General features: G+C 62.6%; 24 protein-coding genes. 11 read left to right on the plus strand and 13 right to left on the minus strand.

The features are described from left to right. Nucleotides 1-9: 9 nt before the first annotated feature. From GEV02_RS09710 to GEV02_RS09745, 8 genes are read right to left on the minus strand one after another with little or no spacing between them, the layout of a single operon-like run. Nucleotides 10-1,266 (minus strand): phenylacetate--CoA ligase family protein, encoded by a 1,257-nt coding sequence (locus GEV02_RS09710; RefSeq protein ID WP_152807632.1) that lies wholly within the window; start codon nt 1,264-1,266, stop codon nt 10-12. A gap of 6 nt (nt 1,267-1,272) precedes the next feature. Continuing rightward, nucleotides 1,273-1,620, minus strand: coding sequence for an MmcQ/YjbR family DNA-binding protein (locus GEV02_RS09715; RefSeq protein WP_152837800.1), 348 nt, complete (start codon nt 1,618-1,620; stop codon nt 1,273-1,275). A 20-nt stretch (nt 1,621-1,640) separates the two neighbouring features. Then, complete coding sequence (locus GEV02_RS09720) at nt 1,641-2,480, minus strand: ABC transporter ATP-binding protein (RefSeq protein ID WP_152837801.1); 840 nt, start codon at nt 2,478-2,480, stop codon at nt 1,641-1,643. Beyond that, the gene (locus GEV02_RS09725) at nt 2,477-3,787 is read right to left on the minus strand and encodes an ABC transporter substrate-binding protein (RefSeq protein WP_152837802.1); all 1,311 of its coding nucleotides are present in this window, start codon (nt 3,785-3,787) and stop codon (nt 2,477-2,479) included. The genes GEV02_RS09720 and GEV02_RS09725 overlap by 4 nt, the downstream gene beginning before the upstream one ends. Before the next feature lie 32 nt (nt 3,788-3,819). Further along, nucleotides 3,820-4,878, minus strand: a complete 1,059-nt coding sequence (locus GEV02_RS09730) for a branched-chain amino acid ABC transporter permease (RefSeq protein ID WP_152837803.1) — start codon at nt 4,876-4,878, stop codon at nt 3,820-3,822. A 19-nt stretch (nt 4,879-4,897) separates the two neighbouring features. Next, entirely contained in the window at nt 4,898-5,794 is an 897-nt protein-coding gene (locus GEV02_RS09735; protein ID WP_328595783.1) for a branched-chain amino acid ABC transporter permease, read from the minus strand. A gap of 2 nt (nt 5,795-5,796) precedes the next feature. After that, a complete protein-coding gene (locus GEV02_RS09740) occupies nt 5,797-6,630 on the minus strand; it encodes an ABC transporter ATP-binding protein (protein ID WP_051077218.1) in 834 nt (277 codons plus the stop codon). Between the two features lie 14 nt (nt 6,631-6,644). Continuing rightward, a complete protein-coding gene (locus GEV02_RS09745) occupies nt 6,645-8,591 on the minus strand; it encodes an AMP-binding protein (protein ID WP_152837805.1) in 1,947 nt (648 codons plus the stop codon). A 139-nt stretch (nt 8,592-8,730) separates the two neighbouring features. Between GEV02_RS09745 and GEV02_RS09750 the strand changes: the two genes are divergently transcribed. Next, a complete protein-coding gene (locus GEV02_RS09750) occupies nt 8,731-9,420 on the plus strand; it encodes a Crp/Fnr family transcriptional regulator (protein WP_152837806.1) in 690 nt (229 codons plus the stop codon). Nucleotides 9,421-9,589: 169 nt separating this feature from the next. On the opposite strand, the gene GEV02_RS09755 is transcribed toward GEV02_RS09750, so the two are convergent. Both GEV02_RS09755 and GEV02_RS09760 read right to left on the minus strand, forming a co-directional pair. Beyond that, nucleotides 9,590-9,850, minus strand: a complete 261-nt coding sequence (locus GEV02_RS09755) for a HigA family addiction module antitoxin (protein WP_152837807.1) — start codon at nt 9,848-9,850, stop codon at nt 9,590-9,592. Beyond that, entirely contained in the window at nt 9,850-10,128 is a 279-nt protein-coding gene (locus tag GEV02_RS09760) for a type II toxin-antitoxin system RelE/ParE family toxin (RefSeq protein WP_152838067.1), read from the minus strand. The genes GEV02_RS09755 and GEV02_RS09760 overlap by 1 nt, the downstream gene beginning before the upstream one ends. Nucleotides 10,129-10,296: 168 nt before the next feature. Here GEV02_RS09760 and GEV02_RS09765 point away from each other — a divergent pair, with 168 nt between their 5' ends. The 6 genes from GEV02_RS09765 (at nt 10,297) to GEV02_RS09790 (ending at nt 15,187) form a co-directional block, all read left to right on the plus strand. Beyond that, nucleotides 10,297-12,114 carry an aminopeptidase P family protein gene (locus GEV02_RS09765; RefSeq protein WP_152837808.1) on the plus strand — a complete coding sequence of 606 codons (1,818 nt, stop codon included), beginning with the start codon at nt 10,297-10,299 and terminating at the stop codon, nt 12,112-12,114. After that, entirely contained in the window at nt 12,111-12,368 is a 258-nt protein-coding gene (locus GEV02_RS09770) for a hypothetical protein (protein WP_152837809.1), read from the plus strand. Before GEV02_RS09765 ends, GEV02_RS09770 begins: the two co-directional genes overlap by 4 nt. A 52-nt stretch (nt 12,369-12,420) precedes the next feature. Further along, complete coding sequence (locus tag GEV02_RS09775) at nt 12,421-13,167, plus strand: MgtC/SapB family protein (RefSeq protein ID WP_152837810.1); 747 nt, start codon at nt 12,421-12,423, stop codon at nt 13,165-13,167. Nucleotides 13,168-13,169: 2 nt separating this feature from the next. Beyond that, nucleotides 13,170-13,754 carry a DUF924 family protein gene (locus GEV02_RS09780; protein WP_152837811.1) on the plus strand — a complete coding sequence of 195 codons (585 nt, stop codon included), beginning with the start codon at nt 13,170-13,172 and terminating at the stop codon, nt 13,752-13,754. Next, the gene (locus GEV02_RS09785) at nt 13,754-14,578 is read left to right on the plus strand and encodes a Rossmann-like and DUF2520 domain-containing protein (protein WP_152837812.1); all 825 of its coding nucleotides are present in this window, start codon (nt 13,754-13,756) and stop codon (nt 14,576-14,578) included. The genes GEV02_RS09780 and GEV02_RS09785 overlap by 1 nt, the downstream gene beginning before the upstream one ends. Before the next feature lie 342 nt (nt 14,579-14,920). After that, the gene (locus tag GEV02_RS09790; protein WP_235922725.1) at nt 14,921-15,187 is read left to right on the plus strand and encodes a hypothetical protein; all 267 of its coding nucleotides are present in this window, start codon (nt 14,921-14,923) and stop codon (nt 15,185-15,187) included. A gap of 6 nt (nt 15,188-15,193) precedes the next feature. Here the strand turns inward: GEV02_RS09790 and GEV02_RS09795 are convergent, their stop codons facing one another. Further along, the gene (locus GEV02_RS09795; RefSeq protein ID WP_152837813.1) at nt 15,194-15,784 is read right to left on the minus strand and encodes a molybdopterin-dependent oxidoreductase; all 591 of its coding nucleotides are present in this window, start codon (nt 15,782-15,784) and stop codon (nt 15,194-15,196) included. 43 nt (nt 15,785-15,827) lie between these two features. Here GEV02_RS09795 and GEV02_RS09800 point away from each other — a divergent pair, with 43 nt between their 5' ends. Together GEV02_RS09800 and GEV02_RS09805 are read left to right on the plus strand one after the other, a co-directional pair. Further along, complete coding sequence (locus GEV02_RS09800) at nt 15,828-16,433, plus strand: alpha-ketoglutarate-dependent dioxygenase AlkB family protein (RefSeq protein WP_152837814.1); 606 nt, start codon at nt 15,828-15,830, stop codon at nt 16,431-16,433. Nucleotides 16,434-16,617: 184 nt separating this feature from the next. Beyond that, nucleotides 16,618-17,214: an outer membrane beta-barrel protein gene (locus GEV02_RS09805; RefSeq protein WP_152837815.1), complete on the plus strand. Its 597-nt coding sequence runs from the start codon at nt 16,618-16,620 to the stop codon at nt 17,212-17,214. 50 nt (nt 17,215-17,264) lie between these two features. Here the strand turns inward: GEV02_RS09805 and ettA are convergent, their stop codons facing one another. Together ettA and rarD are read right to left on the minus strand one after the other, a co-directional pair. After that, on the minus strand, nt 17,265-18,932 hold the full coding sequence (ettA, locus tag GEV02_RS09810; protein WP_152837816.1) for an energy-dependent translational throttle protein EttA: 1,668 nt from the start codon (nt 18,930-18,932) through the stop codon (nt 17,265-17,267). Nucleotides 18,933-19,014: 82 nt separating this feature from the next. After that, entirely contained in the window at nt 19,015-19,890 is an 876-nt protein-coding gene (gene rarD / locus GEV02_RS09815) for an EamA family transporter RarD (protein ID WP_152837817.1), read from the minus strand. Nucleotides 19,891-20,093: 203 nt separating this feature from the next. On the opposite strand from rarD, the gene GEV02_RS09820 reads away from it, so the two are divergent. Together GEV02_RS09820 and GEV02_RS09825 are read left to right on the plus strand one after the other, a co-directional pair. Then, entirely contained in the window at nt 20,094-21,974 is a 1,881-nt protein-coding gene (locus GEV02_RS09820; protein ID WP_152837818.1) for a potassium transporter Kup, read from the plus strand. Between the two features lie 128 nt (nt 21,975-22,102). Beyond that, nucleotides 22,103-22,966 (plus strand): FKBP-type peptidyl-prolyl cis-trans isomerase, encoded by an 864-nt coding sequence (locus tag GEV02_RS09825; RefSeq protein WP_152837819.1) that lies wholly within the window; start codon nt 22,103-22,105, stop codon nt 22,964-22,966. Nucleotides 22,967-22,987 lie beyond the last annotated feature (21 nt).

Below are 22,987 nucleotides of genomic sequence, written 5' to 3' on the forward strand. Positions count from 1 at the left end.
GTCCGTAGCTTATTTGTAGTCGCGCACGTCGTCGATCACCTTGCCGTCATTGGGCAGGCTGCCGATGGCGGCAAACCGTACCTCGCCCCGCAATTTGGTCAGGTCGCGTATCGATTCGGTGATGGCGGCGGCGCTGGCGGCGGCGTTCGGGTCGGCCACTTCGCAGTGCAGCGTCATCACGTCCTGCGCCATGTGGCCCGAGACCACCAGCCGCGCCTTGACGATTTCCGGGTGGCGGCGGGCGACGTCGTGCACCTGCGACGGATGGACGAACATCGCGCGCACCTTGGTGGTCTGGTCGGCCCGGCCCATCCAGCCCTTGATGCGGGTGTTGGTGCGGCCGCACGGCGATGGCGCCACGCCGGTCAGCACCGCCGACAGGTCGCCGGTGGCGAAGCGTATCAGCGGATAGTCTGGATTGAAGAGGGTGATGACCACTTCGCCGATCTCGCCGTCGGGCACGGGATCGCCGGTGCCTGGGCGGACGATTTCCAGTATCAGGTCTTCGTCGAGCACCATGCCGGGATCGCGCACGCCGCCGGTCTGGGTTTCGTAGGCGATGCTGCCGACATCGGCCGATGCATAGCATTGCAGCACATGCGGCACGCCGTGTTCGACGAACCAGCTGCGCAGCGATTCCGGCAGCGCCTCGGCGGACATCAACGCCTGCTTGATGCTGCTGACATCCGCGCCCAGTTCCTGCGCCTTCTCGACGATGATCTTCAGGAAGGACGGCGTGCCGATGTAGGTATCGGGCCGCAGGTGGCTGATGGCCTGCACCTGCATCTCGGTCTGGCCGGCGCCGGCCGGTATCACGGCGCAGCCTATGCGCGCGGCGCCGCCTTCGACCATGAAGGCGGCCGGCGTGAAGTGGTAGGAGAAGCAGTTCTGCAGCAGGCCGCCGGCGCGCACGCCGGCCGCGTACATGGGCCGGGCGAAGCGCCACCAGTCCTGGCCGCGTCCCTCGGGATCGAAGATGGGGCCGGGCGACATGAACACGCGCGACAGCTGGCCCACCGGCGTGGTATTGAGTCCGCCGAACGGCGCCTGCTTCTGCTGCAGCGCGTGCAGGTCGGACTTGCGCGTCACCGGCAGCGTCGCCAGCGCGGCGCGGCTGTCGATGCCGGCGGCGTTGATGTCATGCAGGATGCGCGACCAGCCGGCGGCGGCCTTGGCGCGCGCCACCAGCTGCGGCAGGCGTGCCATCAGTTCGCGTTCGCGTTGTTCCGGCGCGCGCGTTTCGAGACTGTCGTAGGTATCGGCCATGGTTGTTTATCCTTGAATTTCGCGTTGCAGCTTTTTGGTCAGCTTGCCGAACACCAGTTCGTAAGAGCGCGTCAGCAGTTCCTTTGCCTCGATGTCGCTGAGGGTTTTCAAATCCTCGACGTGCACCCACTTCACGCGGGCCAGGTAGGGCGCGGGGATGATGCCGGGGCGGTCGGTCAGTTCAAGGAAGCGGTCGTCGTCCACCTTGAAGCTGATGCCCTTGGCCTTGTCATCGAGCGCCGTGACGGCGAACATCTTGGCGCCGACGGAGAACACGAGGTCCGCGCCCCACTTGGTATCCTCGGTCGCGCCGGGAAAGGTGCGGCACAAGGCCTTGGCCTGCTTGATATTCATGCGCTGTGATCCTCTGTTCCTCAAGCCAGCCAGCGTTTGCGGCGGCGGTAAAATTTCATGTCGCGGAAGCTCTTGCGGCCGGCGCCGGAAACGCCGAGGTAGAACTCCTTGACGTCTTCATTGCTGGCCAGCTCGGAGGCCGCGCCTTCCATCACCACGCGGCCGTTCTCCAGGATGTAGCCGAAGTCCGCGTAGCGCAGCGCGATGCTGGTGTTCTGCTCGGCCAGCAGGAAGGAGACGTTCTCCTTGCTGTTCAAGTCCTTCACGATGCCGAAGATCTCGTCGACGATCTGCGGCGCGATGCCCATCGATGGTTCGTCCAGCAGGATCATCGACGGCTTGGCCATCAGCGCGCGGCCGATTGCGCACATCTGCTGCTCGCCGCCGGAGGTGTAGCCGGCCTGGCTGCTGCGGCGTTCGCGCAGGCGCGGGAAGTAGTGGTAGACCTTCTCCAGCGATTCCTTCAGCTCCGCCCGCGATGCGCTGCGGGTGTAGGCGCCGGTCAGCAGGTTTTCTTCGATGGTCAGGTGGCCGAAGCAGTGGCGGCCCTCCATCACCTGCGACAGGCCGCGCCGCACCAGCTCATTGGGCGTGAGCTGGTCGATGCGTTCGCCCTTGAACTGGACTTCGCCCTTGGTGACGTCGCCCCGTTCGCCGCGCAGCAGCGTGGAGATGGTCTTCAGCGTGGTGGACTTGCCGGCGCCGTTGGCGCCCAGCAGGGCCACGATCTTCCCCTGCGGGACTTGCAGGGACACGCCCTTGAGCACCAGGATCACGTGGTCGTAAATGACTTCCACGTTGTTCACGGACAGGTAGGGCGCCGCCGCCGGAGCGGCTGCTGTGCTGGCGGCTGTCGTCATTTTGCGCAGGCAGGGGTGATTTTTTTCTCGGCCGCGTAGGCTGCGGAGCTTTCTTCCAGCAGCTTGCGGGTCAGGGCTTTGTCGCCGACGATCCAGTTCGGCGTGACGGCGTTCCACTTCTTGCCATCCCATTGCTGGACCTTGACGGCGCCCGAGCCTTCATGGTCGTCGCAGCTGGTCTTCACAGGCGGCAGCATGCCGAAGGCGCCGATGGCTTTCTGGCGGGCTTCGTCGACGTTCAGGTGCTCCAGGCCCCAGCGCATTTGTTCGCCGTTGACCGGTTTGCCCTTGCCGAATTTTTCCTGCGCCGTGCGCATCGCCTCCACCCACAGGATGGCCGCGCTGACGCCGCGCATGTGGTACACGGAACCGATGCGGGTGCGGTCGGCCAGGTTGCCCTTGCCGGCGTCGTAGAGTTTTTTGTGGATCTCGTCCATCACCGGGTAGTTGCCCGGCGTGTTGAAGGTCATCGCGCTGTAGCCTTTGGCGGCGTCGCCTGCCGGCACGGTGTCTTCTTCGGAGCCGGCCCACCACACGCCCAGGATCTTCTCGCGCGGGATGCCGTTGCGCTGCGCGGTCTTGATGGCGACCGCGTTCATCGAGCCCCAGCCCCACAGGATCACGTGGTCGGGATTGGCCTGGCGGATCTGTAGCCATTGCGATTGCTGCTCGGTGCCCGGCGGCGTGACGGGGATTTTGATCAGGTCGAAGCCATGCTGTTTGGACAAGGCATCCAGCACCGGCAAGGGTTCCTTGCCGAAGGCCGAGTCGTGGTACAGGTAGGCGATTTTCTTGCCTTTCAGCTTGTCCATGCCGCCGTTTTTGTCGCCGAGGTATTTGATCATCGCGGCGGCCTGGTTCCAGTAGCTGGTAATCAGCGGGAACACGTAGGGGAAGACCTTGCCGTTGGCGGCGTCCGAGCGGCCGTAGCCTATCATCGTCATCGGGATCTTATCGGTCGGCAGGCGATCGAGCACGCCGTAGGCCACGCCGGTGGACAGCGGTTCGACCAGCGTGGCGCCGCCGTTCTTGGTCTTCAGGCGCTCGTAGCATTCGACGCCGCGCGAAGGGTTGTATTCGGTTTCGCATTCTTCCCAGGAGATCTTCACGCCGTTGACACCACCCGACAGGTTGACCAGGTTGAAGTAGTCGATGATGCCGCCGTAGAAGCCGGAACCGCCCGCCGCATAAGGGCCTACGCGATATGAGGGCAGGGCGACGTATTGATCGGTGACGGCGGGCTGTGCCCAGGCCGCGCCGGCTGCGGTCAGTGTGAGTCCGAGTACGACAGATGCGATGCGCTTCATAGTCTTCTTCTCCAAGTTATTGTTGTATGCGTTCAGTGCGGGAATGGCCACAGACGCAGTTTCTCTTTACCGATTTGCCACAAACGCGCCAGACCGTGCGGTTCCACGATCAGGAAAAATATGATCAGGGCGCCGAACACCATCAGCTCCAGGTTGGACGCCACGCTGGTCGGCAGCGACAGGCTGTGCGCGAAAATGTTCAGGAACACCGGCAGCAGCACGATGAAGGCCGCGCCGAGGAAGGAGCCCAGCACCGAACCGACGCCGCCGATAATCACCATGAACAGGATGCGGAACGACAGGTCGAGGTTGTAGGCTTCCGGCTCCACGGTGCCGAGGTAGGCGTATGCATACAGCGCGCCGGCCACGCCGCAGTAGAAGGAGCTGACCGCGAAGGCCAGCAGCTTGGTGCGCATCAGGCGGAAGCCGATCACTTCGGCCGCCACGTCCATGTCGCGCACCGCCATCCACGAGCGGCCGACGTTGGAGCGGATCATGTTCTTGGCCAGCAGCGCCATCACCGCCACCACGCCCAGCACCAGCAGGTATTTGCGGTCCGGCGTGTCGAACTGGTAGCCGAGGATGACGATCTTCTGTGCGGTGATCACGCCGGAGCTGCTGTAGTTGGTCAGGTAGGGGATCTTGGTCAGACACCACACCACGAAGAACTGCGTGGCCAGCGTGGACGCGGCCAGGTAGAAGCCGCGTATGCGCAGCGACGGCAGGCCGAAGGCGATGCCGACCAGCGCCGCGCTCAAGCCGCCCAGCACGAAGGCCAGCAGCACCGGCAATCCGGGCAGGCGCGCCAGGAAGTTGTACGCAGCGAAGGCGCCCACCGCCATGAAGGCGGCGGTGCCCAGTGACAGCTGGCCTGCGTAGCCGGTGAGGATGTTCAGTCCCAGCGCGGCCAGCGAGAAAATCAGGAAGGGGATCAGGATCGCCGACAAGGTGTACGGCGATGCGAACAGCGGCACCACCACGATCGCCACCATCAGCAGCGCGAACAGCGCGATGCGGTCCTGTAGGATGGGGAAGATCTGGCTGTCGGCCTGATAGCTGGTTTTAAATTGTCCTGCTTCGCGGTAGAGCATCGTTTTTACCTTTACTCTCTCAGATTCTGCGGATGATTTTTTCGCCGAACAGGCCTTCCGGCCGCACCAGCAGGAACATCAGCGCCAGCACGTACGGGAACCAGCCTTCGATGCCGCCGCCGACCAGCGGGCCGATATACACCTCGGCCAGTTTTTCAGAGGCGCCGATAATCAGACCGCCGACAATCGCGCCAGGCATCGAGGTGAAGCCGCCCAGGATCAGCACCGGCAGCGCCTTCAGCGCCACGAAGGTCAGCGCGAACTGCACGCCATTGCGGGCGCCCCACAGCAGGCCCGCCACCAGCGCGACCAGGCCAGCCACCGCCCACAGCACCGCCCAGATGCGCTGCAGCGGAATGCCGACGGCCAGCGCGGCCTGGTGATCGTCCGCTACCGCGCGCAGTGCGCGGCCTACCTTGGTCCTGGAGAACAGCAGGGCCAGCGCGGTCACCAGCAGGCCGCAGACGGCGGCCGCCATGATGTCGAACTGCGAGACCAGGATGTTAAATTTGTTCATCAGGTATTCGGATGGCACGTCCTCGATGGGCAGCTCCAGCTTGTGCACCTGCGAGCCCCACATCAGCTGCGCCAGCCCCTCGATGAAGAAGGCCAGGCCGATGGTGGCCATGAACAGTGTGATCTCCGGCTGGTTCACCAATGGCCGCAGCACCACGCGCTCGATGGCGATGCCGAGCAGGATCATGACCACGATGGTCAGCGGGATCGCCACCCACAGCGGCACGCCGAATTTGTCGACGATGCCCACGCAGGTCAGCGCGGCGAAGAACACCATCGCACCCTGGGCGAAGTTGAAGACGCCGGAGGCCTTGTAGATCAGCACAAAGCCGATCGCCACCAGCGCGTACATCACGCCGGACAGCAGGCCGCCGATCAGCACTTCAAAGAAAAAATTCACGTTCATTCGCAGGCCTTTCCGAGGTAGGCGTTGATCACGTCCTGGTTGCAGCGGATGTCGTCGGGCGTGCCGTCGCCGATCTTCTTGCCGTAGTCGAGCACCACCACGCGGTCGGAGATGTCCATCACCACGCCCATGTCATGCTCGATCAGCACGATGGTGGTGCCGAATTGATCGTTCACGTCGAGGATGAAGCGGCACATGTCCTGCTTTTCTTCGACGTTCATGCCGGCCATCGGTTCGTCGAGCAGCAGGATCTCAGGTTCGGCCGCCAGGGCGCGGCCCAGTTCCACGCGCTTCTGCAGGCCGTAGGGCAGGCGGCCCACCGGCGTCTTGCGGATCGCCTGGATTTCCAGGAAGTCGATGATCTCCTCCGCCTTGACGCGGTGGGCGATTTCCTCGCGCCGCGCCGGGCCCCAGTACAGGGCCTGCATCAGGAAGTTCGATTTCATCTTCAGGTTACGGCCGGTCATGATGTTGTCGAGGACCGTCATGCCCTTGAACAGCGCGATATTCTGGAAAGTGCGGGCGATGCCGGATTTGGCGGCGGCGTGGCAGTCCATATTCTTGCGGTGCTCGCCGCGGTAGATGATCTCCCCCAGCTGCGGGCGGTACACGCCGTTGATTACGTTTAGCATCGAGCTTTTGCCGGCGCCATTGGGGCCGATGATGGCGCGGATCTCATGCTGCTTGACGTCGAAGGAGATGTCGGTCAGCGCCTTCACGCCGCCGAACGACAGCGAGATGTTCTTCAGGTCGAGGATCACCGGGCCGATCTTGCGGCGGTCGGGGTCTGCGTCGGCACCGAAATGGGTGTCTGGTTCGTTCATTTGCATGGTGGCTTCCTCCGTCATGCCGCTGCCTGGATGGCAGGGAAGGTCTTGCAAGGCTCGATCTTCAGGTCAGCCGCCACCAGCCCGCTGCGGCCATCCTCGAACTTGACCTGCGTTTCGATGTACTGCGACTGCTTGCCGCTGTAGAGCGCTGCGATCAGCACCGCATACTTCTCGGCGATGAACTTGCGGCGCACCTTGCGGGTGCGGGTCAGCTCATCGTCGTCGGGGTCGAGCTCCTTGTGCAGCACCAGGTAGCGGTGGATCTGCGTGTCGCCCATCATCGGCTCGGCCGCCAGGTCGGCGTTGACCTGCTCGATGCAGTCGCGCACCAGGCCATACACCTGCGGATGCGCGGCCAGGTCGGTGTAGCCGGAGTAGGCGATGCTGCGGCGCTCGGCCCAGTTGCCCACGGCTTCCATGTCGATATTGATGAAGGCACAGACCTCGTCGCGCTGGTCGCCGAACACCACCGCCTCTTTGATGAAGGGGAAGAACTTGAGTTTGTTCTCCACGTAGTTGGGCGCGAAGATGGCGCCGCCGTTCATCTTGCCGACGTCCGCCGCGCGGTCGATGATCTTCAGGTGGCCTTCGTGGTCGAACAGGCCGGCGTCGCCGGTGTGGAAGTAGCCTTCGGCGTCGATCGCTTCGCTGGTGGCGTCGGGACGCTTGTAATAACAGTCCATCAATGTTGGCGACCTGACCAGCACTTCGCCGTTGTCGGCCAGCTTGACCTCGACGCCGGGCGCCGGCAGGCCGACGCTGTCGAACTTGATCTGGCCGTCGGGTTGCAGACAGATATAGGCGCAGGTTTCGGTGGAGCCGTAGAACTGCTTCAGGTTGACGCCGATGGAGCGGTAGAAGCGGAACAGGTCCGGGCCGATCGCGGCGCCGGCCGTGTAGGCGACCCGCACGCGCGACATGCCCAGCACGTTTTTCAGCGGCCCGTAGACCAGCACGCGGCCGACGGCATAGGCCAGGCGGTCGGTCAGCGGCACCGGCTTGCCGTCCAGGATGGCGGCACCGCAGCGGCGGGCCACCGCCATGAAGTGGTGGAACATGTGGCGCTTGATGGCGCCGGCGTCTTCCATCCGTATCATCACGGTGGTCAGCATGTTTTCAAACACGCGCGGCGGGGCGAAGTAATAAGTAGGGCCGATTTCGCGCATATCGGTCATGACGGTGTCGCCGGATTCGGGACAGTTGACGGTGAAGCCGGCCGTCATCGCCTGGGCGAAGGAGAACAGGCAGTCGCCCACCCAGGCCATCGGCAGGTAGGACAGGATGTCTTCCTCGTCGGTGAGATTCTCGAAACCGACGCCGCCGGTGCCGGCCGCGATCAGCGCGTTATGGGTCTGGCACACGCCTTTCGGCTTGCCGGTGGTGCCGGAGGTGTACAGGATGATGGCGTTGTCGCTGCCCTGGCCGGCCTTGACGGCGTTGTCGAACATGCCGGGATTGGCCTGGTCCCAGGCGCGGCCCAGCTCCTGCAGGCGGGCGAAGGACAGCAGGCCTTTCTGGCGGTAGTGGCGCATGCCGCGTTCGTCGTCGTAGGCGATGTGTTCGATATGCGGATATAAACTTTGCAGTTCCATTAACTTGTCGACCTGCTCCTGGTCTTCGACGATGGCGTAGCGGATTTCGGCGTTTTCCAGCACGTAAGCCATGTCGGCGGCCGGGGCGTCCTGGTACAGCGGCACCGGCACGCCGCCCAGGCATTGCGCGGCCAGCATGGACCAGTAGAGGCGGGGGCGGTTGTCGCCGATGATGGCCAGGTTCATGCCGCGCTGGAAACCGATGGCGGCCAGGCCGCAGGCCAGCGCGCGTACTTCGTCGTTGACCTGGGACCAGGTCCAGCTTTGCCAGATGCCCAGGTATTTTTCGCGGAATGCGGGTTTCCCTGGACGGAGCCGGCCATGGGCCAGCAACCAGCGCGGGAATGTCTCGTTCTGTGTATGCACCAGTGTCTCCTGTTGCTGTTTGCTCGTACTTGTTAAACTTCTGATACGGCAGCCTTTTTATGTGATGATATTAGCCTGCCGCTGGAAGTCAGGTTGTCTTTTCAGCGACATTTGAACGACTTTTCCATGGTGCGTTGCAATAATGCCTAATCAACATCAAATTAGCCTCAAAGAAGCATTGCGCACGGCGATCTGGGCTCAGGGTCTGACGCCGGAACAAATGGCGCGCGTGGAGGCAGAAACCTTTGAAACCTTTGTCGCCAAGGGGGGTTATGTTTGCCGCAAAGGCGAGATGGTGGAGAATTGGCTGGGTATTCTGGACGGCATGGTCAAGATGACGAATTTCTCGGCGGCCGGTAAAAGCGTGTCATTTACCGGCGTGCCAACCGGCGGCTGGTTTGGCGAGGGTTCGCTTTTAAAGAAGGAAATACTTAAATACGATGCGATGGCATTGCGCGATACGCGTATCGCCCGTATGCCTATTTCTACTTTCCATTGGTTGCTGGAAACGAGTTTGCCTTTTACGCGGTTTTTGCTGATGCAATTGAATGAGCGTTTGGGGCAGTTTATCGGCATGGTGGAAAATGACCGCTTATTAAATCCGGATACTCGCGTTGCGCGTTGTCTGGTGTCCATGTTTAATTCCCATCTTTATCCGGGATTGGAGAAACTGGTGCAGATATCGCAGGAGGAATTAGGCCTGCTGTCCGGCGCTTCGCGCCAGCGCGCCAATCAGGCATTACAGCTGCTGGAGAAACAGGGCTTATTAAGTCTTGATTACGGCGGCATCCGCATACTCGACCTCGAAGGCCTGCGCCGCTACGAGGCCTGAGCACCACTCCCATACGTCGCCAATTTCCGATCAGGGCGGTTTTTGCCTTCAAATCATGCTAATTTTTAGCGCGTTTGCGCCAAATTTCAGCATTTGACGGTCGAACCGAATGAATCGCTGGAGCGTGCTGGGCTTGTCAGGTACGGGGGTTATATTGCTGAGCGCATCGCTACGCGGCATTACGCTGCTTTTCTACCCAGCGATCATAAATTTCTTGCATGGCGAGCCAACTTTCTGGCGAACTTCCCAAACCGGATGCCAAACGTTGCGCCATGGTGGCAGTAACTTTTCCGCGACCACTTAATATCCGATTTAATGTTGACGGCGCGATGCCTAATTTTTCGGCACAGCGGCGACCGCTGATTTTCTGTGGACGTAAATACACTTCCAAGATAAATTCACCGGGGTGAAGAGGGTTATGCATATCCATCAGTGATAATCCTCATAATCGATTGCGTAGGCATTGCCGTTGATAAATTCAAACGTCATTCGCCAGTTACCACTAACGGAAACCGACCAGCGCGGCGGCAGCATTCCTTTTAACGCATGGAGATGAAAGCCGGGTTTATCCATATCGGCAATATCTTGCGCAGCCTGCAATGCCGTCAACAGCACCTGTAATCGTCTCGCTTGCCAAGGCTGTATGCCAGCGTGATTCCCTGTTTCAAAGAAACGACGTAGACCTTTGTGCTGGAACGAGGCGATCATGGTCACTATAGCTTTCGGCTTATTGCGGAACAAGCTGAGCGATTACAGCACATGTATCACCGCCGGTATGACGGCAGATCAAAGTTCGAAACGTATGCCTCGGGCAATCGCGGTATCATAGCGACAAGCTATGCCGCACCGGCGGCGCACCGGACTTCGACTTATTCCATGCCTAATTCAGATACCTCCCACGTTGTCGAGCGCCTTGCGCTGCTGCGCGCGGCGATGCGTCAGCAGCAGATCGACGCGTTGATCGTGCCGTCCGCCGATCCCCATTTGTCCGAATATCTGCCGCCGCGATGGCAGGGCCGTGAATGGCTGTCGGGTTTTACCGGCTCGGTCGGCACATTTATCATCACGCCCGAATTCGCCGGCATCTGGACCGACGCCCGTTATTGGACCCAGGCCGACCAGCAACTGGCCAATACCGGCATCCAGTTAATGAAGCTGACCTCCGGCGCCAGCGTTCAATATGTCGACTGGCTGGCCGCCCATTTGAAATCCGGCCAGACGGCGGCCGTCGACGGCGCCGTGCTCGGCCTGTCCATCGCCCGTCTGCTAGAGCAGGCGCTCCAAGCCAAGGATGTTGCGCTGCGCACAGATATTGACCTGCTCGACCAGGTCTGGACCGACCGCCCAGCGCTCCCGGCCGCCCCGGTTTACGAGCACCTGCCGCCATACGCCTCCAAAACCCGCATCGGCAAACTGGCCGATTTGCGCATTGCAATGAAGCAACTTGGAGCGCAGCGTCACCTGATTTCGACGCTGGACGACATCGCCTACCTGTTCAACCTGCGCGGCGCCGACGTCAATTACAACCCGATCTTCCTGTCGCACGCGCTGATCGCGCCGACCCGCGCCACGCTGTTCGTCGCCGACGGCAAGATCCCGTCCGTGCTGCGCGCCGCGCTGGCCGAGGAGGGCGTGGACGTCGCGCCCTACGAATCGGTCGCCGCCGCCCTGGCCGCGCTGCCCGCCGACAGCACGCTGCTGATCGACCCGCGCCGCCTCACCTATGGCACCCGCCAGTGGGTGCCGGCCAAGGTCAAGGTGATCGAGGCGATCAACCCGACCACTTTCGCCAAATCGAAGAAAAGCGAGGCCGACGCCGAACACGTGCGCGCCACGATGGAGCAGGACGGCGCCGCCCTGTGCGAATTCTTCACCTGGCTGGACCAGACCCTGGCCGACCCGCAGCGCGCCCCGCTGACCGAAGTGGCCATCGACCACCACATCACGGCGGCGCGCGCGCGCCGTCCCGGTTTCGTCAGCCCGAGCTTCTCGACCATCGCCGGCTTCCGCGCCAACGGCGCGATCATGCATTACCGCGCCACCGAAGCCCAGCACTCCATCATCGAGGGCGACGGCCTGCTGTTGATCGATTCCGGCGGCCAGTACGTGGGCGGCACCACCGACATCACCCGCGTGGTGGGCGTCGGCGCCATCACGGCCGACCACAAACGCGACTTCACGCTGGTGCTCAAGGGAGTGATCGCCCTGTCCCGCGCGCGCTTCCCGCGCGGCACCAAATCGCCTATGCTCGACGCCATCGCCCGCGCGCCGCTGTGGGCCGAGGGCCTGGACTTCGGCCACGGCACTGGCCACGGCGTCGGCTACTTCCTTAACGTGCACGAAGGCCCGCAGTCGATATCGCAATCGGCGATGCCGGAGCCGCACACCGCCATGGAGCCAGGCATGATTACATCGATAGAACCGGGGCTGTATCGCCCGGGACAATGGGGTATCCGGATTGAAAACCTGGTGCTGAACCGCCCTGCGGGCCAGACCGAATTCGGCGAGTTCCTCGATTTCGAAACGCTGACCCTGTGCCCGATCGACACCCGCTGCATCGACGCCGCGCTGTTGCGCGACGACGAGAAACGTTGGCTGAACGACTATCACGCCACGGTGCGCAAGCGCCTGCGGCCGCTGGTGTCGGGCGATGCGCTGGCCTGGCTGGAAACCCGTACCGAGGAGCTGTCATGAGCGGCCGCGCCACCCGGGCCACGTCCGCCGTCGACCGCCTCAAGGTCCGCAGCGGCAATGCCAAATATTCGATGTCGCGCACCGGCAGCGGTCATTTCTTCCTGACCGAGGGCGCGGGCCAGCCGCCGCTGTGCGCGCCGCTGGAGCTGGACGACTTCGTCGCCTTCGTCAACGGTATTTCGCCCGGACCGCCCAAGCGCGTCAGCAAGCTCGATATCGCGTTTGAAAAACAGCTTATAAAAAAAGCGCCCTGAGCGCCGCCGCGTTGCCCGTCACACGGCACGCCACCACTGAGAGAGACCGAGCATGCCATCGATAGAATTCCTGTTTGCCTACTGGTCTGCCCACGAAGTCGCCACCAATGGCGTGATTTTGCTGAACCTGGTGGGGGCGCTGCTGCTCGGACTGATGGTCGGCTACGAGCGTTCGTATCACGGCCGCGCCGCCGGCATGCGTACCTACGGGCTGGTGTGCATGGCCTCCGCCGCGCTGACGGTGATCGGCGGCTATCCCGGCGACTGGTTCGGCGGCCACGCCGGCCACACCCTCCTGACCTCCGACCCGACCCGCATCGTGCAGGGCATCGTCACCGGCATCGGCTTCCTCGGCGCCGGCGTCATCATGCGCGAGGGTTTCAACATCAGCGGCTTGACCACGGCGGCTTCGATCTGGGCTTCGTCGGTGATCGGCGTGATGGTCGGCATCGGCTTCTATCTGGGCGCGATGGGGCTGGCCGTGCTGTGCGCCGGCGCGATGATCCTGCTGACCAAGGTCGAGGCCTGGCTGCCCTCGCGGCATGCGATCGCGATCACCATGCGCTTCAAGGCGGGCTACCTGCCGCAGGAGCCGGTGCTGCGCGCGATGGCGCTGCAGCGCGGCTACGAGATCGCCGGTGGTTCGATGATGATAGGCAGCGACGGCGGCATGCAGGAATGGCGCTTCGTCGCCATCGCGCTGAGCAAGCGTAGCGGCGCGCCGATGTCGGTGCTGTCGGCGGAGCTGGCCCAGTTCGACGGCATCCACAGCTTCCAGCTTTCCCACGCACGTAACTGATCATGACGATGAACGCACAAGCCAGGGCCGTATTCGATTTCTGGTTCCAGCCCGCCGATGTGATGCGCGGCGAGTGGTTCCAGAAGAACGAGGCATTCGACCGCGAGATCGCGAACCGCTTCGGCGCGCTGATAGAACAGGCGCTGGCCGGCGGCCTGCGCGAATGGGACGGGGAAGGCCCGCAGTCGGCGCTGGCGCGCATCCTGATACTGGATCAATTCTGCCGCAACGTCCATCGCGGCACGCCGCTGGCCTTTGCCGGCGACCCGCAGGCCTTGCAGGCGGCGCAGCACATGGTCGTCGCGGGACTGGACCAGGCGCTGACGCCCTTGCAGCGCGCCTTTGCCTACCTGCCTTTCGAGCACGCGGAGGACATGGCGATGCAGGATCAGTCCGTGGCCCTGTACACGCGCATGCATGATGCGGTACCCGCCACCGACGGCCTCGCCGGCATGCTCGATTACGCCCATCGCCATCGCGAGGTGGTACGCCGCTTCGGCCGCTTCCCGCACCGTAACGTCATCCTCGGCCGCGCATCGACGCCGGAAGAACGGGCGTATCTGCAGCAGCCGGGGTCCGGTTTCTAATGGCGACGCTGAACCTGATCGGCGCCGGCCATGTCGGCCGCGTGCTGGGCCGCCTGCTGGCGGCGCAAGCGGGCTTCCAGGTGCAGCAGGTGCTGACGCGCTCCGCCGCCTCGGCGCGGGCGGCCGTGGACTTCATCGGCAGCGGCGCGGCCGTGGAGTGCTACGATCAATTGCAGCCGGCCGCCGTGCACCTGCTGGCCGTCGGCGACGACCAGATTCAATCGGCTTGCGCCGCGCTGGCGCGGGCCGTGCCGTTGCAGGGCAGCGTGGTGTTCCATTGCAGCGGCGCGCTGGCCTCGGACCAGTTGCAGGCGGCGCGCGACGCCGGCGCGCTGGTGGCCAGCGCCCATCCGATCCGCAGCTTTGCCGATCCGGCGGCGGTGGCTGCCCAATTTACAGGCACCTTCTGCGGCATCGAAGGCGACGCCGCCGCGCTGGCCGTGCTGACCCCGGCCCTGCAGGCCATCGGCGCGCAGCCGGTGCCTATCGACGCATCGGCCAAGACCGTGTATCACGCCGCCGCCGTCTTCGCCAGCAACTACCTGGTGACGGTGCTGGACGCCGCGCTGCGCGCCTACCAGGCCGCCGGCATCCCGGAGCCGGTGGCGCGGCAGATGGCGCAGCCGCTGGCCACCGAGTCGATGGCGAACGTGTTCCGCCTCGGCGCCGCCGCCGCGCTGACCGGCCCGATCGCGCGCGGCGACATGGCGACTGTGGATCGTCAACAACGGGCGGTCAGCCAATGGGATGCCGCCACCGGCGAGTTGTATCGGGCGCTGGTGGCCCCGACCATTGAACTTGCGGCGCGAAAACCTCGGAAATAGCACGCAGTGACGATTACGGCTCTTATCTCCTTGCAAATTACTACTTAACAACTATATTTTAAGTAGGTGTATGCTTTGTCCAGAACGTCCGCACCTGTCGACGTTGCAGTTTTATTGGTACGAATTCACAAATAAGTTTCAGGATTAGTCGACAAACTTCGGAATTAGCAATAAGCTTGTTTCTTAGAATGTTTTCTTGAAGAATCAAACACGAAGCCGGCGCACCAATAGGATAGGGGTAAGAACATGTTATTTCTGAAGAGTACGACCGTCACGAAAGCGCCAGGGATTTACGACGTAGATATTGCCGCTAAACCACCAGGCAAGACCTTTGGTGTATTCATGGCCACCGATCCGGACAATCCACCGGCCGAAGTGCTGGCGGCGCTGGCTGCGATGGGGTTCAAGAACACCTACAGCGGTGGCTACACCCACAAGGACCGCGGCAAGGTGCTGGACCTGCACTTCCAGAAGGACGGCACCGACCTGTTCCAGGGCTGGAAAGCGGAAGAGATGGAAGCCAATATGGCCGCCATCACCGCGCTGTTCGGCGGCATCGGCATCACCATCACGCCACGCGTAATGACTTTAGCCGAAGCCTACGCTTAAGTTTTTTTAAGCCTGCACTTCGATGTGATACAACGCCCACGGGCAGGAACCGAACCGCTCCGCGAGCGGTTTGACTGCCATCTCGTGGACCTTGTCGGCATCGTAGATCGCCCATAGCGGTCCCAAGCCGCCCAGCGCCATCGCCGCGCCATCCAGATGGGTGGCGACGATGTAGCGCTGCGCGCGCGCCTGCGCCACCGTTATCGTGGCCGCATAACCATCCACCGCACGCAACACCAGCTTGCCGCTATCGCCCGGCGATGCGCCGGCAGCCTTCATCACGTCCAGCAGCAGCGGGCCGCGCAGCGTGTGCACCTTGTTGTCGTATTCCAGCGTCGGCGCGATGGTGATGGCAGGCAGCGCGGCCAGCGCCGCGAAGTCGAAGGCGTGCGCCTTGTCGAAGCCGAGCTTTTGCTTGAACATCATCTGGTCGCGCACCGGATCGAAGCGGCCGCGGTTGACCTTGCCGATGGCGCCGGTGACGGTCAGCAGCGCCGGGCCGGCGGTTTTCGACGCGGCCGCTTGCGCGGTGGCGGGCAGGGCGGCGGCGGCCATGCCGGCCAACGCGGCGCGGCCGAGGAACTGGCGTTTTTTCATGTGGAATACTCCGGGCTGACGTAGTGCCGGTATCATACCGCGCATGGATCTATTTGCCGACGACAGCGCCTTGATGCCCATCCCGATCGAGGATGGCGAACTGTGGTTCCAGCAGCGGCTGGCGCTGGACCTGACGCCGGCCGAAGCCATGCAGCGCCTGCTCGACGAAACCGACTGGCGCGAGGAGCAGATCCAGGTCTGGGGCAAGCTGCACATGCAGCCGCGCCTGAGCGCCTGGCATGGCGACGCCCGCTACCGCTATTCCGGCAAGCTGTTCCATCCGCTGCCGTTCACGCCTTTGCAGCTGCACATCAAACAGGCGGTGGAGCAGGCCACCGGCCGCCAGTTCAACAGCCTGCTGCTGAACTACTACCGCGACGAGCGCGACCGCATGGGCTTCCACGCCGACAACGAGCCGACGCTGGGGCCGAATCCGGCCATCGCCTCGGTCAGCTTCGGCGCGCCGCGCACCTTCATCCTCAAGCACCGCACGCTGCCCAAGACCGTCAAGCTGGCGCTGGGCGACGGCTGCCTGCTGCTGATGGCAGGCAGCTTGCAGCATCACTGGCTGCATGGCATCAACAAGGAACGCGGGCCGCGCGGGCCGCGCATCAACCTCACTTTCCGCCATATTCTGCGCGAACCTTAAGCCTCTCTTAAGTTTGGCCCAAGCTGATTTAAGCCAGCCATTATTCGGCTTACATCCTGTCACACTTCTTACTAAATCGGTGCGGACAGGTGTTGGCACGAGTGCTATCTTGACTCCATCGCACTTCAGAGAACTGCGATCCCAAGCAAGTCCAACACTCATTTTTGCTGAAAGATCCAAGACCATGAAAAAAATTCTGTTCGCATTAGTCGCTACCGCCGCCGCACTGGCCGGCACCACCGCTTACGCAGCCGATCTCGGCGATGACGCAGGCTCGGCCTACGTAGGCGCCGGCGTGCTGGGCAGCCGCTACAAGTTCGATGTGCCTAACGCCACCAGTTCTTCCGGCAACAGCGGCACCAAGGCCGGCGGCAAGATCTACGCTGGCTACAACATCGACAAGACCTGGGCGGTTGAAGGCGGCTACACCAACTTCGGCAAGCAAGACTACAACTACACCGTGAACGGCGCCGCCGGCAGCGTGCAGTCCGACGCTCATTCGTTCTACGTTGCGGGCAAGGGCACCTGGCCTGTGAACGAGCAGATCGCCGTGTTCGGCAAGCTGGGCGTGGCGCGCAACCACAACTCGGTCAGCACCACCGGCATCGCTGCCGTCAGCGGCGACGCCAACAAGAGCGCGCTGTACGCTTCGGTCGGCGCCGAGTACGCGATTTCCAAACAGGTGAAAGTCTCGCTGGAGTATGAAAACTACGGCAAGAACAACATCGACATGGGCCGCAAAAACGGCGCGATCACTGCCGGCATCCGCTACAACTTCTAATCCCGGTTAGCAGCAATAAAAAAAGGCCACCTCGCGGTGGCCTTTTGCTTTTACACGGTCAGTGGCTTGTAGCGGATGCGCTTCGGCTTCGCGCCTTCTTCGCCCAGACGTTTCTTCTTGTCGGCTTCGTATTCCTGGTAGTTACCGTCGAAGAAGGTGACTTGCGAATTGCCTTCGAAGGCCAGGATGTGGGTGGCGATACGGTCCAGGAACCAGCGATCGTGGGAAATCACCATCACGGAACCGGCGAACTCCAGCAGCGCGTCTTCCAGCGAGCGCAGGGTTTCCACGTCCAGATCGTTCGACGGTTCATCGAGCAGCAACACGTTGCCGCCCTTGAGCAGCGTCTTGGCCAAGTGCAGACGGCCGCGCTCACCGCCGGACAGGTTGCCGACGATCTTCTGTTGGTCCGAACCCTTGAAGTTGAAGCGGCCCAGGTAGGCGCGCGACGGCATGTCGAAACGGCCGACGCTGAGCATGTCGGCGCCGCCGGACACGTCTTCGAACACGCTCTTGCTGTCGCTCAGCGTATCGCGGCTCTGGTCCACCAGCGAGATGCGGGCGGTCTGGCCGATCGCCACTTCGCCGCTGTCCGGCTTGTCGAGGCCGGCGATCATCTTGAACAGCGTCGATTTACCGGCGCCGTTCGGGCCGATGATGCCGACGATGGCGCCCGGCGGAATGGTGAACGACACATTGTCGATCAGCAGGCGATCGCCAAACGCTTTCGACACGTTCTTGAACTCGATCACTTCATTGCCCAGACGCTCGGCCACAGGAATGAAGATCTCCTGGGTCTCGTTGCGCTTCTGGTATTCGTACTCGCTCAGCTCATTGAAGCGGGCCAGGCGGGCCTTGGACTTGGCCTGGCGCGCTTTCGGATTCTGGCGCGACCATTCCAATTCCTTGGCCAGTGCTTTCTGGCGGGCGGACTCGGTCGATTCTTCCTGCTTCAGGCGGTTGGCCTTCTGGTCCAGCCACGACGAGTAGTTGCCCTTCCATGGGATGCCATGGCCGCGGTCCAGTTCCAGGATCCACTCGGCGGCGTTGTCGAGGAAGTAGCGATCGTGGGTGATGCCGACCACGGTGCCCGGGAAGCGCAGCAGGAATTGTTCGAGCCATTCGACGGACTCGGCGTCCAGGTGGTTGGTCGGTTCGTCGAGCAGCAGCATGTCCGGCTTGGACAGCAGCAGCTTGCACAGCGCCACGCGGCGCTTCTCACCACCGGACAGCACGCCGATCTTGGCGTCCCAAGGCGGCAGGCGCAGCGCGTCGGCGGCCATTTCCAGTTGCAGGTTCAGGTTGCCGCCGTCGGAAGTCGAGATGATCGCTTCCAGACGCGCCTGCTCGGTGGCCAGCGCGTCGAAGTCAGCGTCTTCCTCGGCATAGGCGGCGTACACGGCTTCCAGCTTGGCTTGCGCTTCGAACACTTCGCCCAGGCCGGATTCGACTTCCTGGCGCACGGTTTTTTCGGGATCGAGTTGCGGTTCCTGCGGCAGGTAGCCGATGTTCAGGCCCGGCATCGGCACGGCTTCGCCCTGGATGTCGGTGTCGATGCCTGCCATAATTTTCAGCAAGGTCGACTTACCGGAGCCGTTCAGGCCCAGCACGCCGATTTTTGCGCCCGGGAAGAAGGACAGCGAAATATCTTTCAGAATCTGGCGCTTGGGCGGGACGATTTTGCCCACGCGGTTCATGGTATAGACGTAATTTGCCATTGAGAATCTCAGTCAGAATTTTTGAATTGCGTAGAAATGCAAGGAAGGACGACAGGATACGATAAATCCAGCCGCCCGCCCACTATTTAGCGCGTTTGCTCATCCACAGGCCCTCGGCCACGTACAGCGCCAGCGCGGCCCAGATGATGACGAAGCCGATCAGCCGCGCCTGCGGGAAGGTTTCATGGAACACCCACACGCCCAGCAGCGCCTGCATGGTAGGCGACAGGTATTGCAGCAGGCCCAGCACCGACATCGGAATCTTGCGCGCGCCGGCCGCGAACATCACCAGCGGAATCGCGGTGATCGGCCCGGCCGCCGCCAGCAGCCAGCGGGTGCCGTCGGACGGCGTGTTGAGGAAGGTGTTCTGGCCATGCATGGTCAGCCACAGCACATAGGCCAGCGCCAGCGGGAACAGCAGCATGGTTTCCAGCGACAAGCCTTCCAGCGCCGCCAGCGCCGCGGTCTTGCGCAGCAGGCCGTAGCCGCCGAAGGTGATGCCCAAAATTAAGGCAATCCACGGCAGCTGGCCGGCCGACCAGGTCAGCCACAGCACGCCGCTGGCCGCCACGCCGATCGCCAGCCACTGGCCGCGCCGCAGTTTTTCCTTCAGCACCAGCAGCCCGAGCAGCACGTTAATCAGCGGATTGATGAAGTAGCCCAGGCTGGCATCGATGACGTGGCCGTTGTTGACCGACCAGATGTAGACGAACCAGTTGGCCGTCAACAGCAGCGAACTGGCGACAAAACTGCCCAACACGCGCGGATTGCGCAGCACTTGCGGCAGCCACTTCCATTGCTGTCGGACCGTCAGCACCAGGCCCAGGAACAGCAGCGACCACAGCATGCGGTGCGCCAGGATTTCCAGCGCCGGCACCTCGCCGATGGCGTGGAAGTACAGCGGGAACAGGCCCCAGCAAAAGAACGCGAATGTGGCGTAAAAAATACCTGTGTTCATGAGGGCGGACGGCGGGGACGAGGGCGAGGTCTGCCATTATCGCTGAAATGGCGCACCGCCGCTGCGGACCTCGCACTTGAGCCCGCACCGGCGTACACTGGCGTTATTGAAATATTGGAACGCCCTTCCATGCGAAAATCTCCTTGCCTTTTGCAAATACTTATCCTATTGTGCAATGCACCAAAACAACAACAGGTGCAATCTTGACCGAGCAACATAAGAAAAGCAGCCTCGTCGCTCTGACGCTGGCTGCGGTAGGCATCGTCTACGGCGATATTGGTACCAGTCCCCTCTACACCCTCAAAACCATCTTCGATCCCGAGCACGGCCTGGCGCTGAGCGAGTTCAACCTGCTGGGCATCATTTCCCTGATTTTCTGGGGCCTGACGATGATCGTCTCGCTCAAATACGTCACGCTGGTGCTGCGCGCCGACAACCGCGGCGAGGGCGGCATCATGGCGCTGATGGCGCTGGTGCTCAATTCCGTCAGCAAGGCCGCGCCGCGCTGGCACTACCCGCTGATGCTGCTGGGCGTATTCGGCGCCACCATGTTCTACGGCGACAGCGTCATCACGCCCGCCATCTCGGTGCTGAGCGCGATGGAAGGCCTGGAAGTGGCCGCGCCCGGCCTGGAACAGTACATCGTGCCGCTGACCATCATCGTGCTGGTCACGTTGTACGCGGTGCAGCGCCACGGCACGGCCGGCATCGGCCGCCTGTTCGGGCCGGTGATGGTGATCTGGTTCGCCGCGCTGGCCGTCATGGGCCTGATCAACATCATCGAAGCGCCGCAGATCCTGTGGGCGCTCAATCCGTGGAACGCCTTCCGCTTCATGATCCAGAACCGCATGATCGCCTTCGTCGCGCTGGGCGCCGTGGTGCTGGCCTTCACCGGCGCCGAGGCGCTGTACGCCGACATGGGCCACTTCGGCAAGAAGCCGATCCGCGCCGCCTGGTTCCTGGTGGTGTTCCCCGCGCTGGCGCTGAACTACCTGGGCCAGGGCGCGCTGCTGCTGGTGCATCCGGAAGCGATCTCCAATCCCTTCTTCCAGCAGCTGGGCGCGTGGAGCGTCTACCCGCTGGTGGTGCTGTCGACCATGGCGACGGTGATCGCTTCGCAGGCGACGATTTCCGGCACCTTCTCGATGACCAAGCAGGCCATCGCACTGGGGCTGCTGCCGCGCATGCGCGTGGTGCACACGTCCGAGCGTGAAATCGGCCAGATCTACATCCCGGCCGTCAACTGGCTGCAGCTGGCGGTGGTGCTGCTGGCCGTGGTGGGCTTCGGTTCGTCGGACAAGCTGGCCGGCGCCTACGGCATCGCGGTGACGGCGACCATGCTGGCCACCACCTTCCTGACCTTCTTCGTCACCCGCTACCGCTGGAACATGCCGCTGGCCCTGTGCCTGGCCGCCACCGGCTTCTTCATCATCATGGACATCATGCTGTTCTCGGCCAGCACGCTCAAGCTGTTCCACGGCGGCTGGTTCCCGCTGCTGCTCGGCGCGGTGCTGTTCACCATCATGCTGACCTGGAAGCGCGGCCGCGAGCTGGTGTTCCAGAATTTGCAGAAGCACGCGATTCCGCTGGAAGACTTCCTGTCCTCGCTGTTCGTGGCGCCGCCGACGCGCGTGTACGGCACCGCCATCTTCCTGCGCGGCGAGAGCGATGGCGTGCCGCACGCGCTGCTGCACAACCTGTCGCACAACAAGGTGCTGCATGAACGCGTGGTGTTCTTCACGGTGCATGTAGTGGAAGAGCCCTACGTTCCCGAGGCCGAGCAGGTCAAGGTCACGGACCTGGGCCACCAGTGCTACCAGCTGAATGTCTACTACGGCTTCAAGGACGAACCGGACATCCCGCGCGCGCTGGCGCTGTGCGACTGCCTCGGCCTGCCGTTCGAGATGATGGAGACCTCCTTCTTCATCGCCCGCCAGACGGTGATCTCGACCCCGGGCGCCGGTATGGCGACCTGGCGCGAGCATCTGTTCGTGACGATGTCGCGCAATGCGCGCGGCGCCGCCGATTACTATCAGATTCCCACCAATCGCGTGATCGAATTGGGTACGCAGGTGGAAATTTAAACACACTGGCGGTCTTAAAAGATGTAAGTGAACGTAGTGCTCGGAGCGGAAGCGGCGAGGTCTGCTAAACTTCTGCTCCGAATGCGTGCGCGCCAGCGCCCCAATACGAACACTCATCAAAGGTAATCATGAAATCGATGTTCCAATTTATTGCTGCCGTTGTCTGCGCAGCGGCCCTGACGGCCTGCGGCGGCGGTTCGAAAGCCCCGACGACGGAAGTGAAACCGCAACCGGCATTCCTGGTGACCGAAACCCAGGCCGGCACCGGCACCCAGGCAGCGGCGGGCGATCTGGTGGTGATCAATTTCGTCGGCTACCTGTACGACTCGTCCAAGCCCGGTTCCAAGGGCGACAAGGTGGAAAGCTCGGTCGATACCGGCAAGCCCGCTGCGCCGTTCGTGGTCGGCGTGGGCACCGTGATAACGGGATGGGACCAGACCATCGTCGGCATGAAGGTCGGCGCCAAGCGTACCGCCATCCTGCCATCCAACCTGGCGTATGGCACCAATGCGCGCCCGGCGCCGACCACGAATCCTTTCGGTTACAAGGATATTCCGGCTGATTCGGCGTTGGTCTACGATATTGAACTGGTCAATGTCATCAAGGCGAGCCCGCCGCCGGTTTCCGTGCCTCCGCCTACCACGCTGCAAATCACGGACACCTTGATCGGCACTGGCGCGACAGTAGCTGCCGGCCAGACGATTACCGTGAACTACACGCTGTACCTGTACGATGGCACCCGCGCGGATGTCCACGGCACGAAGGTCCAAACGACGATCGGCGATGTGCCTGCCGTTTTGCCATTGGTCGAGGCCACCGCGACCGCTGACGGCGTGATCGCCGGCTGGGTCCAAGGCATTCCAGGCATGAAGGTTGGCGGTAAGCGCACCCTGATCGTTCCGCCTGACCTGGGTTACAAAGCAGTGGTAAAAAATGGCATCCCCGCCAACTCGACGCTGGTCTTTGATATCGAACTGCTAGGCATCAAGTAAAAACGGTTTACGCATAAAAAA

Origin of the sequence: Rugamonas aquatica (assembly GCF_009380215.1) — a bacterium.
Lineage (GTDB): Bacteria > Pseudomonadota > Gammaproteobacteria > Burkholderiales > Burkholderiaceae_D > Rugamonas > Rugamonas aquatica_B.